Genomic DNA, 13,390 nt, shown 5'->3' on the forward strand with positions numbered 1-13,390 from the left:
CCGGGCGGGCCCTCTCGGGCGGTCCGCTCGGGCCGTGCGCTCAGGCGGTGCGCTCAGGCGGTGCGCCAGCGGAGCCAGCGGCTGGCGCCGGCCAGGCCGACGGCGGTCATCGCGGTCAGCACGCCGATGTTGAGCAGGAAGGCCGAACCGAAGTCCCCGACGAGCGCGAGGCGCAGGGACTCCGCCGCATAGGTGGGCGGCAGCAGGTAGCCGAACACCTGGAGCGGCACCGGCAGCGACTCGATGGGGATGAGCACCGGCGCCACCAGGAGCAGCACGAAGATCATCAGATTGACGATGACGAGCAGCAGGTCCATGCTCCGCACGAGCGTCCCGATGGCCAGCCCGATGGCGGAGAGCGCCATACAGGCCAGCGGAAGGACCAGGAGGAGCGCGGGCGAGATGACGAAGTCGGTGTCGTACATCAGCTTCGCCGTGATCATCGGAGTGATCAGGCCCGGCAGGATCAGCAGGAGCCGGGAGAACACCATGGCGGCCAGGAACGAGATCCTGCTGATGGGCAGCGACGCGTAGTAGACCATCATGCCGTCCTGGCGCAGTGCGCCGATGCGCTGTGCCAGCGTGCCGATGCCTTCGTTGGCCACCGAGAAGATGGCCGCGCCGCTGACGATGAACAGCAGGCTCTCCTCGTCGGACAGGCCGTCACCGATCCGGGTCAGCCCGAAGACCATGGCGGCCGGCATCAGGAGGCCGAACATCAGCACCCATGACCAGGTGGTCCGGACCTCCAGCATCTGTTCCAGCCAGAGGAACTTGAGGTCGACGCCCATCCGCCGGGCCCGCGCGCCCAGGCCGGCCGGCGGCACGCCGTTGCCGGCCCCGGGGGCCTTCCCGGGTACGGGGGGTCGCACCGGAGCGGTGCGGGTCGCGGCGGTCGCCCCGGCTTCTCCGGGTGTGCCGGTTGAGCCGGGCGTCCCGGGCGTCCCGGGCGTCCCGGGCGTCCCGGTGATGGTCGGGGCCGTTGCCGTGCGGGGTCCGCTCGCCGTCAGGACGGCCGTCGCGGTGGAGCCGGCCAGTGCCTGCGGCGCCTCGGCCGAGGCAGGGGTCGCGGTGGCCGTGGCGGTCGTGGCGGCGGGCGAGGCGGTCGAGGCGGCGGGCTCCTCGGTGACCGGGACAGCCGCGGTCTCCGCGGTCGCCGCGGTTTGTGCGGTCGCCGCGGGAACTGGGTCCGAGCGTCCGTCGAGGGTGAGGTAGACGTCCTCCAGCGTCGGCCGGGTGAGCCGGAAGTCGGCCACCCGGTCCATGCCGAGCTCACCGTGGACCACCCGCATCAGCTCCGGCATCCGCGCCGAGTCCGTCTGGACCAGGTAGCTGCCGTCCCGCTTGCCCTCGGTGAGGGTGCCGACCGCGTCGAACAGCTCCCGCTCGCGGAGCGCGAGGCCGTCCTCGTCCTTGACGAACAGCTCCAGCCTGATGCGGTCCCCCAGCACCTCCTTGAGGTGGCCCGGGGTGCCCATCGCGGTGATCCGGCCGCCGTTCATGACGGCGACCTGGTCGACGGCCGACTCGGCCTCCAGCACGTTGTGCGTGACGAGCAGCACCGTCGTACCGTCCTCGGCGCTGCGCCGCGACACCATGTTCCACACCAACCGACGGTTGTGCGGGTCGAGTTCGTTGGTCGGCTCGTCGAGGATGAGCAGCTTGGGGCGGCCCATGAGGGCCATGCCGAAGTTGACGAGCCGCGTCATGCCGCCGCTGAGCTGGTCCACGTAGCGGTCCTGGACGTCCCCCAGCCCCAGCTCCTCGATCAGCTCGGTCGTCTGGCGGCGTGCGTCGGTCTCGGACTGGCCACGCAGCCGGCCGGTGTAGTGCAGCGCCCGCCGCACCTCCACCAGGCGCATCGACAGACCGGTCTGCGGCAGGAAGCCGGTCATGGCCTTGACCGCGTCCGGATGGGCGACGGCGTCGACGCCCTCGACCACGATCTCGCCGGAGGTGGGCCGCACCAGGCCGAGGAGCTGGGAGACCAGGGTGGTCTTGCCCGCACCGTTCGCGCCGAGCAGTCCGAAGACCTGGCCGCGGGGGATGCTGAAGGTCAGGTCGTCGTTGGCCTTGACGTCCGCGCCCGAACCTCCGGTCCGGAAGACCCGGGTGAGGTTGCGGACCTCGATCGCGCTGTCCCGTGATGTGTGGGTCATGTGTCCTCAGATCTTTTCCGTCGTACGGGCTATGACGGAGTCCTCCGGCAGAAAGCCGAACGCCACCGGGACGGTGTCCCGCGGTCGCGGCCCCACCAGCTCCGACACGTGTGGGGTCAGGCCGAGGGTGAAGTCCGCGGCGTCCACCGCGAGCCGGGTGCCGGCCGGGACCTCGCAGCTGATGTCGAAGCCGCGCGCTCCGTAGTGGTGGAAGACGACGTCCTTCGCTCCCCCCGTCTGTTCCTTGAGGGCCGCCCGGTCCAGGCGGGTGCCCGCGACCGTGCAGGCGGCCAGTGGTTCGCGCTCCAGGCGCACCTGGATCCGCCAGGCCGGCCGCTGCGACTCGGTCCGGAAGCGGACCGTGCGGGTGCCGTCGCCGGTGCTGTCGTCGACGACCGTGACCGTCGGCCGGGGGATGTCGAGACGGGGCGCCTTCGCCACCATCGCCGGCTCGTCGCCGCGCGGCGGGAAGTAGTCGCTCACGGGGGCCCGCCGCGGATCGTCGCCGAGCACCCGGCGCGTCCAGGCGTCGGGAGCCGGGTCTCCGCTGAACCACAGGGACTCGCCGGTCACGTCGTCACGCACGTACAGCAGCGAGTTGGGCCGCGGCCGCTCCGCGCTGAACCCTTCCCTGACGACGCCCGTGCCGAGCAGGGCCAGTGCGACACCGGCCGCGACCGCGGCGCTCCGGCCGTTCGCGGGGAGCCGGACCAGGAGGGGCAGGGCCGACACCGCGCCGGCCGTCACGAAGACCATGGCCACCGAGCCGAGCGGGATGCCGAGCGCCGTCAGCAGGCTGCCGGTGAGCGGTACGAACAGGACGGCGGCCACGGCGGGCCCGGCCGACCACAGCAGGGCGCCGGTCCACGACTCCCGTGCCCCGGGGAGCCCCTCGCCCTCCGCGCGTTCCCGGGTCCGGCAGGTCCACCACAGTGCGGGCAGCGTGGCGAGCAGCGGCCACTGCACGAGGTAACCGGCGCCGGGCAGTACGAGGGTGAGCACCGCGAGCAACAGGACGGCGAAGAGCAGCACACCGCCCGCCACCTCGGCCGGTCGGAACCGGCGCAGCAGCCGGGCAGCCGCGAGGAGCACCCCGCCCACGACAGCGCCGAACGCCGCCACGAACCAGCCCCGTCCGTACGGTTCGGTCAGGGGCAGTGCGGCCAGGTCGGGTGCGAGCAGCAGGGCGAGGGTCCACAGCCCGTGGACCACGCCGCCGGCCGCCACCGGCGCGCCGAGCGCCACCCCGGCCGCCGCCGCGAGCTGCCGGGGCCGCAGGGCCGAGCGGCGTACCGCCCCCACCAGCAGACCGCCGAGCAGCGCCAGCGTCACCCCGGCCAGGGGGAGTGCCCACGTCGCCGGGTAGTGCACGAGGACCCGGGCGAACAGGTCGAAGTAGATCCCGTTCGCGCCCCGGAAGTCGTCCGCGTCGGCGCCGTCCAGGGCTCGCACCATGCCGAGCATGGCGTCACCGTGGTGCTGCACGCTGTCGCGGTCGAGCTGTTCGACCGTGTCGGAGCGCGAGTGGTAGTCGTGGAACCCCTCGATGAAGGCGGAGTTCAGGCCCGCCACGCCCTCGTCGCGGAAGACCGTGAAGTCGCTGTCGTTGGGCAGATGCCTGTAGACCTCGTACGCCAGGGAGTTGGCCACCGGGCGCGGGTTGGCCTCGGCGAACGCGTCGATCAGCGGAAGGTTTCCCTCACCGGTCTCGAACATCATCAGCGGACCGCCGCTGCCGCGCGCCTCCCAGTTGAGCACCGCGCCGAACTCGTCGAGGCCGTGATCCCGTACGAAGAACTCGGCTCCCAGGGCGCCGAGTTCCTCGCCGTCGCTGAACAGGAGGACGACGTCGTTGCGTACGCCGCCGGAGGCCTTCAGGGCGCGCAACGTCTCCAGGAGGGCCGCGACAGCGGCTCCGTTGTCCGCCGCGCCCGGCCCGTTCGGCACGGAGTCGTAGTGCGCCACCAGCAGCAGCGCGTTCCCGTCACCCTTGGTGTCCGGCCCGCCCGTGCCGGGCAGCCTCGCGATGACGTTGTGCACGGTCGCCGAGGGAACGGGGCTGCCCATGTCGGGCTGCGCCACCTCACCCGACCGGACTTCGACCTCTGCCCCGAGCGCCCGCGCCGTCCGCACGAGGTAGTCGCGGACCCTGGTGTGCTCGGCGCTGCCGAGCGGGTGCGGCTTGCGGGCGATCTCGGTCAGGTGTCCGGCGGCGCGTGCGGCCGAGAACTCGGCTCGCGGCGCGTCCGTGCCCTTCGCGGGCGGCGGACGCAGCGCCAGTGTGGCCAGTGTGCCGAGCAGTGCGACGAGTGCCAGCACGACGAGCAGTACCGGGGTACGCCGGCCGGCGGCGGGTGCCGTACCGGGCACGGCCACGGGACCGGCCGGGTCCACCTTCACCGGGGCAGAGGTCGTGGTGGTCACGGTGTATCCGCGCCCTGCAGCTCGGGCTCCGGGGGAGCGACGAAGTCGACCTCGGCGGCGGACTGGAGACGGATCTCGTACGGGCGGCGCTTGATGTAGACGCCGTAGCCGTCGAGGATGCGGTGGTGGTGGTCGATGACCGCCTCGACGGGCAGGTGCGTGGCCGTCGTCGAGTGGCCGTCGGAGACGAGCGTCACGTCGTATCCCAGCGTGACCGCCTTGCGACAGGTGGAGTCGATGCACAGCTCCGTGACCAGGCCGGCGATCACCAGGTGCTGGACGCCCCGCGCCCGCAGCAGCTCGTCGAGGTCGGTCTCGTGGAAGGAGTCGCACTCCGCCTTGCGCACCCGGAGGTCACCCTCCTGCGCGCCGAGCCGGGCGTCGATCTGCCACTCCTCGGAGGTGGTGTCGCCGAGGTCGTCGTCCTGTACGTGGACGACGGGGATCCCCAGAGCACGTGCCTTCTCGGCGAGCGGACGCAGCCGGTCGAGCAGGGCGCCCGCGTCGGGCACCGCTTCGTCTCCGTTGAGCAGGCCGGCTTGGAGGTCCACCAGGACAAGGGCTGTGGTCATAGAGATACTCACTTTCGGTTGAGGGGGGTTTGTGGGCCGGTGCCGGCCGCGGCACCGCGGTGTCGCCACCGCGGGTGCGCGGCGACGCGCACCGGCCCGTGACGTGCGTTGCCGCCGCCGGCCGGAATGGCCGGCGGGAACAGCATCGGGTCCCGGCCGAATCACCGGAGTTTCCGGGGATACCGGGGTAACCGGGGTTACCGGAATTGCCGCTCGAATACCGCGAGATCAGCTGAACATCGCCTGCATGGTCTCGTGGGACGCGGGCTTCTGCTGGTCCTTCTCGCTGCCCCAGCAGGTGTTGAGGATGATGCGCGTCCGGTCGGCGTTCAGCGGAATCGTGCGGTGCAGGGTCGTGTCCGACCGCAGGAAATACATTTCGCCCGTGGCGTGCGGGTAGGTGCTGATCTGGTGCTTGGCGAGGTACTCGTGGACCCGCGGGTCCTCCTTGTTCCAGTCCGTGTGCGGCACGGCCTGGAGCTGACCGCCGAACTCCGCCTCCGGGGCCTCGATGATCCAGATGACGGTGAAGCTGAAGTCGCCCCAGTGCCAGCCGTGCGTGTCACCCTGCTTGTGCTGGCGGATGAGGACGTACTTCTCCTCGTCCCACGGGCACGGCAGGACCGGCTGGGCGGCGATGCGGGACAGCGCGCCCATCATCGCCTCGGAGCTGTAGACGGTCCGGATGAGCTCGCTGTCCTGCTCGATGGCCTTCTGGCTCACCGTGCTCATGAAGCGCGGGGAGTTGCTGGTCTCCTTGAGGTGGATGTCGATGCGCTGCTGGTGCAGGTCGAGGAGTCGGTGGCACTCCTTGGTGACCGTCTTGAAGAGGTCGTCGGAGACGAAATTCGACAGTTTCACGTAGCCGTTGCGCCGGAAGCTCTGCGAGAGCTCGACCAGCGTGGCGTCGTCGAGAGCTTCCGCGAAGTGGTTCGCCAGATCTTTCTCGATACCGGCCGGGTTGATTTCCTCGAATGACATGTGGGTTCTCCCTACGTCAGCACTGGAGCCCGCTATCGGAGTTCGTCGGGCGAGTTGTGAGGGAACATAATCAGCGCCCAAGAGGCCCCACAAGGAGATGGGCGCCAACTCCGTTGCCCTTGCCGGTGGTGCGGAAAACCTGCCCCGCCCCTGCCGGAACCGCCGGAAAACTGCCGCCCGACCGCCTTGTGTCGGTCATCGGGCCGATTCAGGCTCCTGTGGTTCGCGCACGACGCCCACCAACCGCCACCCGGAGAGGCGACACGATGACTGAACCCGTGGAACCGCAGCACGGAGTCTCAGCGAGACATCAGATCGAAGCCCTCTTGGCGGACTTGGCCCGGACCGGCCCCACACCGCCCGATCCGCTGGCCCGCGCTCAGCTCAGCGGCCTGCTCACGACCCTCTGCCTCTTGCAGGCGGCGGACCTCCCCGCGGACGCCGGACACCGCCTCAGCCTGCTCCGCAAGGCGCGCACGCACGCCCGCACGACCACCGTGCTCACCGCGTACCTGCTCAACGACTCGACCTTTCGCCGCTGAGGGCGTGCAGGCGTGCAGCTGTGGAGCCGTGCGGACGCTCCCGCCCGGCACGGTCGGCACACCTCCGGTCGGCGCATCCTCGGTCGAGGAGCGGCCCCGGGCCCTACGCCGCCCCCTGGCCGAGCATCGCCGGGAGCAGCCGCCGCAGCAGTGTGACGAACAGCGCGTCCCGGTCGGCAGGCGGTGCGCCGGCCGAGGTGAGGGCGGCGAGCAGGTGCGGGTGGCGGCCCTCGGCGGCGACGGCTGCCAGGTGGGCCGCCTGGGCGGACGGGTCGCCGCCGCCCGCCGCGCCGGTCGCCCGGCGGGCGAAGAGTACGGCCAGGCCGCCGAGGAGACCGATGGCCTCCAGCTTCTGCCCGGCGGTGCCCGGCGCGGGGGCCAGAATCCCGAGCGCGTGGTCGAGGTAGTCGATCGCGTGCGGGCCCAGCACCTCGCCGCGCCGGTCGTTCAGATCGGCCAGCCACGGGTGCCGGACGTGCGCGTCCCTGGACTGGAGGGCCAGGCCGACGAGAGCGTCCAGCCAGTCGCCTCCGGTGGCCCCGGAGAGGTCCAGTTCGCCCGCGACCGCGTCCGCCATGAGGTCCAGCAGCTCGTCCCGGCTCCCCACGTAGCGGTAGAGCGAGGCGGGCCCCGTGCCCAGCCGCTGCGCGAGCGCGCGCATCGACACGGCCGCCAGGCCCTCCGCGTCGGCGAGGGCGAGGGCCGCCGCCGTGATCTGGGTGCGGCTCCGTTCGGGTGCGGGGCCGCGCGCACCCCGCTCGGGGCGTGACCAGACGGTCGTCGGCCGGGTCTCGCGATCGGCCACGGTCCGCCACCTTCCCTTGAGGCCCCCGAACGGGGTCCGGAACTGGCTGTAGTCTAATACCGCGAACACCGTTCGCAGTATTGTTGTCCATCGGAGGAGCCCGCCATGACCTGGACCGAACGCCGCTTCGCCCGCAACGGTGCGGTCGAGCTCGCCCACGACCGGCTCCAGGAGGGCGCGGACGGCGAACCGCTGCTCCTGGTGATGGGGCTGGCGGTCTCCCGGCACTGGTGGCCCGGGGAGCTGTGCGCCGCCTTCGCCGGCGCCGGATTCGCCGTCGCCCGCTACGACCAGCGGGACGCGGGCGAGTCCACCCGGCTGCCGAAGCGCACCGCCCGGGGCAACCCCTTCGCCGCCCTGGCCGCCGGCCGAGGCGCGGCCTACACCGCCGAGGACATGGCCGACGACGCCGTCGCCGTCATGGACGCGCTCGGCTGGGAGTCGGCGCACCTCTTCGGGCACTCGCTGGGCGGCGTCGTCGCCCAGCGCGTCGCACTGCGCCACCCCGGCCGGGTGCGCACGCTGACCTCGTCCGCCGCGCTCCCCAGCGATGTCGGCGGGCTGGGTGCCTTCCGTCATCTGCGGCTCGGCACGCTCGCGAAGTTCGCCCGCGTCAAGCCCGCCCGGGACCGGGAGGAGCGGATCGCGGCCGGGCTCGCGGTAGCCCGGCTCGTCGCGTCGCCCGGCTACCCGTTCGACGAGGCGGAGGCCCTGGAGCGGATCACCGCCGACGTGGACACCGGCATCGCCGACCCGGACGCCCAATCCCGCCAGATCGGGGCGCGCTGGCACGGCCCGTCCCTGGCCGAACTGCGCGTCCCCGCGCTGGTGCTGCACGGCACGGACGACCCGCTGCTCAAGCCCTCGGCGGGCCGGGCCACCGCCGCGGCGATCCGCGATGCCCGGCTCGTCCTCCAGCCCGGTGTCGGCCACGACATCCCGCGCGAGCGGCACACCGCCGTCGCCGCCGAGGTACGGGCACTCGCGGACCGGGCCGCCCGGGTCGACGACCGCCCGTAACGGACCTCCCCGGGTCCGACGGCTCCGCGTACCGGCCCTCCCCCGGCTCAGGCGACCGCACGCGACAACCCCGGGGGCGGGCGACCACGTAACGCCCCTCGGTGCAGGTGACCGCGCAACACCTTCGCAAGGCAGGCGCCCCGGAACGCCCTCTCGGGTCAGGCGGCCAGCAGCACGCCACCCATCGGGCCCGACGGGCTCACGGGCCGGCGGCCGCCGGCCGCACCCGACCCGAGCGAACCCGACCCGGCCGCACCCGACCCGAGCGAACGCGACCGGGACCGCGCGGCCGTGAGGCTGACCAGCCGCTCCCCCGCCAGCGCCAGGACGTCGGCGAGGCACAGGCCGAGCGCCTGGGCCGCGGCGGCCAGCACCTCCGAGGAGGCCTCCTTGAGACCCCGCTCCACCTCGGAGAGATACGGCATGGAGATCCGGGCCGCCTCGGCGACGTCCTTCAACGTCCGTCCCTGGGCCTGGCGTTCGCGACGCAGCACCTCCCCGACGAGGTCACGCCAGAGCGGTTCCCGGGGGAGAGCCGGGACCGCCGCCGGGAGCGGGCGCAGAGGGATCACGTCGGCCTGGTTCGTCACTCGGATACTCACCCTCCCCAGCCTAGGAGCGCGGCGCCGCCCCGGCACGGGCCGGGCGTTGCGCTCCGGGCGGATCTGCTGGTGGCGAAGTCGCGTGACAGACGGCCGGTACCGGGGGACGGCCGGTCCCGAGGCAGACGGCCCGTCTTGAGCGGGGACGGCCGCCGCCGGTCCACCTGAACGCGCGCTCACCCGGCGACGGCGGCGGTTCGACGCCGGTAGTAGGCGATCGCGAGGACGATGGTGATGGGCCCCCACGCGGCGATGGGGGTGACGCACACCGTCGCCAGCGCGTTCCAGGCGCCGTTGGAGTACCCGACGGAGTCGATGACGCCGTACGGGGTGAGGTCACGGCCGTCGCCCAGCGGGACGGCGGTGAACAGGAAGGTGAGGATCAGGCCGCCGAGGACGGCGGGGACAACGGCCGCCATCGGCCGGACGCGTCTGCCGCCGATGACCGGTATCCCGGCGGGCGCCACCTCGCCCCAGCCCCGGACCAGCCCGATGGTCAGGATCGCGATCACTTCCGTCAGCACGCTGAGTCCGAGAACGTACGGGATGCTCAGCCAGTAGGCAGGCAGGCTGCCCTCCTGAGCCTCCTGCCCCATCGTGAAGTGCAGAGCGAAGGGCAGCCGCCACAGGCACGACGGCAGCAGAAGCACCGGAAGCGCGTAGGCGAGGCGCGTCGCCCAGCGCGGAACGGGCCGCTCGGTGTCACCGACGGACGGGGGCCGGTGCGGGATCTTCAGCGTCATGAATCCACCCTCGCCGAGCAGGCACGACGAGGAATCCCCCACGCGAGCCAACCCGCTCCCCCGCCCGGGGGAGACCGCACCTGGCAGCCTCACCCGCGCGGGGTAGCGGTTCCGGCGGCGACCGCATCGGCACCGGCGCCTCGCCGCGTACGGTCAGATCAGGCCCTGCGCCAGCATCGCGTCCGCGACCAGCTCGAAGCCGGCGATGTTCGCGCCCACCACGTAGTTGCCGGGGCTGCCGTACCGCTCGGCGGTGGTGTAGCAGGAGTCGTGGATGTGCCGCATGATCTCGGCGAGCCGCTCCTCGGTGTGGGAGAAGGTCCACGAGTCCCGGGACGCGTTCTGCTGCATCTCCAGCGCGCTCGTCGCGACCCCGCCCGCGTTGGCCGCCTTGCCGGGGGCGAAGGCGACGCCCGCCTCCTGGAACACCCGGACCGCCTCCGGGGTGGTGGGCATGTTGGCGCCCTCCGCGACCGCCTTGACCCCGTTGCGCACGAGGTCCAGCGCGTCGGTCTCGTGGAGTTCGTTCTGCGTGGCACAGGGCAGGGCCACGTCCACGGGGACCGACCACACCCCCGTACCGGGGACGAACCGGGCGTGCGCGCCGCGCCGTTCGGCGTACTCGGAGACCCGGCCCCGGCCGGCCTCCTTGATCTCCTTGAGGAGGGCGAGGTCGATGCCCTTCTCGTCGACGACGTAGCCGCTGGAGTCCGAGCAGGTCACCACGGTCGCGCCGAGCTGCTGGGCCTTCTCGACCGCGTAGATGGCCACGTTGCCGGAGCCGGAGACCGCGACCGTCTGGCCCTCCAGCGACTCGCCACGGCTGCGCAGCATCTCGGCGGTGAACAGGACCGTGCCGTAGCCGGTGGCCTCCGTACGGGCCTGCGCGCCGCCCCAGCCGAGGCCCTTGCCGGTGAGGACACCGGACTCGTAACGGTTGGTGATCCGCTTGTACTGGCCGAAGAGGTAGCCGATCTCGCGGCCGCCCACGCCGATGTCACCGGCCGGGACATCGGTGTACTCCCCCAGGTGACGGTGGAGTTCGGTCATGAACGACTGACAGAACCGCATGATCTCGGCGTCGGACCGCCCCTTGGGGTCGAAGTCCGCGCCGCCCTTGCCGCCGCCGATGGGCATGCCGGTGAGGGCGTTCTTGAAGATCTGCTCGAAGCCGAGGAACTTCACGATGCCGAGGTTGACCGAGGGGTGGAACCGCAGCCCGCCCTTGTAGGGGCCGAGCGAGCTGGAGAACTCCACCCGGAAGCCGCGGTTGACGTGGATGTCGCCGGAGTCGTCCGACCACGGCACCCGGAAGATCAGCTGGCGCTCGGGCTCGCATATGCGCTCGATGATGCGCGCGTCGATGAACTCGGGGCGCTGGGTCAGCACCGGCCCGAGCGTCTCCAGGACCTCGCGGACCGCCTGGTGGAACTCCTGCTCACCCTGGTTGCGGCGCAGGATCTCGGCGTAGAGCGGCTCGATGACGCGGGCCGCGGCATCGTGCGTGCGGGTGGAGTCGGGCGAGTCGGGGATGACCGGCATCTGATTCTGACCTTCCGTGGTCGGCTCGTGCGCGTCGACGCCCCCGCCCCGGGGAGCGCCACCGGTCCGCCTCCCCCGCCGGAGCCCCATGGACTCCCTCCCGGGAGCACCACGCGGCCGACGCCCGGCAGGGCATGCGCAGGACCGTCGTACGGGCCGATTCTCCCGTGCGGTCCGATGATCTTCGAGGGCCATCCACATATTGGCCATGATCAGCCGTTTTGATCAGCGCCCGGACCACCGCGCAGGGCCCTGAGCAGCCCCTGATCCGGCGTTCCGGGTGGCCCGCGCGGCTCGGGCCCACTGCCCCGCCACGCCTCCCCGAGTGGCCAAGGTCACATTCCGGATCGGCTCTCGCGGGAGCCTCGCAGCATCCAGAGCCCGGCCCCGGAGGCGAGCACCACCACGCCCGAGACGACGCTCAGGGCTATTTCGAGGCCGTTCCTGTCGACCGCGAAACTGAGGAAGACGTTGGCGACGAGCGCGGCGGACAGGACGAGCCAGAGCAGGGACTTCATGACGGCGATGCCTCCGTGGTCGGTCGGTGATGCGTCCAGCCTGTCGGCCGGGGCGCGCCGTGAGGAGGGAGCGGGCCCCCGTATCGGGGGTGCAGCAGGCTGCACCGCGGGGCGGGGTGCAGCAGGCTGCACCCCGCCCCGCGAGCGAGCGGCGCGGGTCGGCGGCGGCGAGCGGGGCCGGGGACCGGGCCGCGGGGAAGCGCGCGTGCGGCCGGCGGAGGCAACGGTAATGGTCCGGTGAAAACAAGGTCAGGGCACCGGAGTTACCCGCCAGGAACAGGGACACCCCGCCTGACGATCAGTCATGATGCCCCCATGACGAAGCCACGGGGGCGTCGGAGAGGACAGCCTCCTGACGCATTACGGGCGCTGTACGGCGTGCACCGGGCCGGGAGCGGCACCGCTCGGCCCCGGCCGGCCCCGCCCGCGACGCCGGGCCGGACGCCGTACGGCGACGCGCTCCCCCGGGCGGCGTATCCGGCGTACGCCCGCTCGACGTATCCCGCACCGGCGCCCCGGGGGCAGCCGCGCGTCCCCAAGGGCACAAGCGACATGCGGCGCTATTTGGCGGTCGGGATCGACAGCTATCTGTGCCTGCTGTCCGTCGGACTCCTGGTGCGGTCCTGCCTGAACTCCGGCGGGGCGGGGCACGCGGTCGCGCTGCTCGTCGTCCAGTTGGTGACGCTGTCGTTCGCCAACCAGGTGCTGCTGACGCTGGCAGTCCGGGCGAGCGCCGGAAAGCTGATCATGGGGGTCCGGGTGATCCGGCTGCCCGACGCGGGAAGGCCGGGGTTCCGCCTGCTGGTGCGGCGCTGGCTGTACGGGCTCCTCTGGCTGCCGCGCCGGCCCTGGCACCGGCTCCACGGCCCGGCGGCGGCGGGCCCCGACAGGGCCCCGGGCCGCCCCTCCGGGGCGCCCGAGGACCTCGCGGGGGTGCGCCAGGTCCGGCGCAGCGATCTGCGGGCGTACCGGGCGGCGCTGCGGGGGCCTACGGGCTGAGCCCGCTCCGTCGAACCTTCGGGTGAGAAGGCTCCCCCTCAGCGCCAGTCGCCGGCGATCCAGGCAACGAGGCGGGGGTGGGCGGTGTACGGGTCGCACGCGGCGACCACCCTGGTGGAGACGAAGTCCCGGGTGACGACCTGTCCGACATCGCGCGCCACCCGGCTGAAGCCACCGCTGACGTCCCCGGGTTCCCCGATCGTCAACCGGCCGGAGGAAACGGCTGTCGTCTCCTCCTCGCAGCCGACGTGAGGAAGGGGCTGGCCGAGGTACCAACCGCAGACGAAGACGGCGTACAGGGCGGCGGTGGCGCCCAGGCGGCGCGGCGTTATCCAGGTGATCCAGTGAGGCACCTGCCGGAGTGTTCCACGAACCGGGTTCCGGGGACGCGGCGTGCCGTCAGGTGATGGCCACAAGGACCGTTGCCACCTGAGCCGTCGCATCGGACCGCGGCGGTACGCGGCCGGTGCCCGGCCGGCGATA

The 13,390-nt window shown here is 72.4% G+C and carries 13 protein-coding genes; 3 read left to right on the top strand and 10 right to left on the bottom strand.

Annotated features, from left to right (window positions below):
- Positions 1–53 precede the first annotated feature (53 nt).
- From HET64_RS04010 to HET64_RS04025, 4 genes are all read right to left on the bottom strand, one after another.
- On the bottom strand, positions 54–2,159 hold the full coding sequence (locus tag HET64_RS04010) for an ABC transporter ATP-binding protein/permease (protein ID WP_215102345.1): 2,106 nt from the start codon (positions 2,157–2,159) through the stop codon (positions 54–56).
- Positions 2,160–2,165: 6 nt separating this feature from the next.
- The gene (locus tag HET64_RS04015) at positions 2,166–4,583 is read right to left on the bottom strand and encodes a M20/M25/M40 family metallo-hydrolase (protein ID WP_215102347.1); all 2,418 of its coding nucleotides are present in this window, start codon (positions 4,581–4,583) and stop codon (positions 2,166–2,168) included.
- On the bottom strand, positions 4,580–5,155 hold the full coding sequence (locus HET64_RS04020; RefSeq protein ID WP_215102349.1) for an isochorismatase family protein: 576 nt from the start codon (positions 5,153–5,155) through the stop codon (positions 4,580–4,582). The genes HET64_RS04015 and HET64_RS04020 overlap by 4 nt, the downstream gene beginning before the upstream one ends.
- 228 nt (positions 5,156–5,383) lie before the next feature.
- Positions 5,384–6,136, bottom strand: coding sequence for an ArpA protein (locus HET64_RS04025; protein ID WP_215102351.1), 753 nt, complete (start codon positions 6,134–6,136; stop codon positions 5,384–5,386).
- 326 nt (positions 6,137–6,462) lie between these two features.
- On the opposite strand from HET64_RS04025, the gene HET64_RS04030 reads away from it, so the two are divergent.
- Entirely contained in the window at positions 6,463–6,678 is a 216-nt protein-coding gene (locus HET64_RS04030) for a hypothetical protein (RefSeq protein ID WP_251144744.1), read from the top strand.
- Positions 6,679–6,781: 103 nt separating this feature from the next.
- On the opposite strand, the gene HET64_RS04035 is transcribed toward HET64_RS04030, so the two are convergent.
- The gene (locus HET64_RS04035; protein WP_215102356.1) at positions 6,782–7,483 is read right to left on the bottom strand and encodes a TetR/AcrR family transcriptional regulator; all 702 of its coding nucleotides are present in this window, start codon (positions 7,481–7,483) and stop codon (positions 6,782–6,784) included.
- A 105-nt stretch (positions 7,484–7,588) separates the two neighbouring features.
- Between HET64_RS04035 and HET64_RS04040 the strand changes: the two genes are divergently transcribed.
- Positions 7,589–8,503 carry an alpha/beta fold hydrolase gene (locus tag HET64_RS04040; protein ID WP_215102358.1) on the top strand — a complete coding sequence of 305 codons (915 nt, stop codon included), beginning with the start codon at positions 7,589–7,591 and terminating at the stop codon, positions 8,501–8,503.
- A 158-nt stretch (positions 8,504–8,661) separates the two neighbouring features.
- On the opposite strand, the gene HET64_RS04045 is transcribed toward HET64_RS04040, so the two are convergent.
- The 4 genes from HET64_RS04045 to HET64_RS04060 form a co-directional block, all read right to left on the bottom strand.
- The gene (locus tag HET64_RS04045; protein ID WP_215102360.1) at positions 8,662–9,105 is read right to left on the bottom strand and encodes a helix-turn-helix domain-containing protein; all 444 of its coding nucleotides are present in this window, start codon (positions 9,103–9,105) and stop codon (positions 8,662–8,664) included.
- A gap of 176 nt (positions 9,106–9,281) precedes the next feature.
- The gene (locus tag HET64_RS04050; protein ID WP_215102362.1) at positions 9,282–9,848 is read right to left on the bottom strand and encodes a hypothetical protein; all 567 of its coding nucleotides are present in this window, start codon (positions 9,846–9,848) and stop codon (positions 9,282–9,284) included.
- Between the two features lie 153 nt (positions 9,849–10,001).
- Positions 10,002–11,390 carry an NADP-specific glutamate dehydrogenase gene (gene gdhA / locus HET64_RS04055; RefSeq protein ID WP_215102364.1) on the bottom strand — a complete coding sequence of 463 codons (1,389 nt, stop codon included), beginning with the start codon at positions 11,388–11,390 and terminating at the stop codon, positions 10,002–10,004.
- A gap of 335 nt (positions 11,391–11,725) precedes the next feature.
- On the bottom strand, positions 11,726–11,908 hold the full coding sequence (locus HET64_RS04060) for a hypothetical protein (protein WP_215102366.1): 183 nt from the start codon (positions 11,906–11,908) through the stop codon (positions 11,726–11,728).
- A gap of 552 nt (positions 11,909–12,460) precedes the next feature.
- Here HET64_RS04060 and HET64_RS04065 point away from each other — a divergent pair.
- Entirely contained in the window at positions 12,461–12,907 is a 447-nt protein-coding gene (locus HET64_RS04065; protein WP_215102416.1) for an RDD family protein, read from the top strand.
- A gap of 38 nt (positions 12,908–12,945) precedes the next feature.
- Here the strand turns inward: HET64_RS04065 and HET64_RS04070 are convergent, their stop codons facing one another.
- Positions 12,946–13,260: a hypothetical protein gene (locus HET64_RS04070; RefSeq protein ID WP_308369792.1), complete on the bottom strand. Its 315-nt coding sequence runs from the start codon at positions 13,258–13,260 to the stop codon at positions 12,946–12,948.
- Positions 13,261–13,390 lie beyond the last annotated feature (130 nt).

This window comes from Streptomyces sp. McG3, assembly GCF_018619185.1.
Classification (GTDB): Bacteria; Actinomycetota; Actinomycetes; order Streptomycetales; family Streptomycetaceae; genus Streptomyces.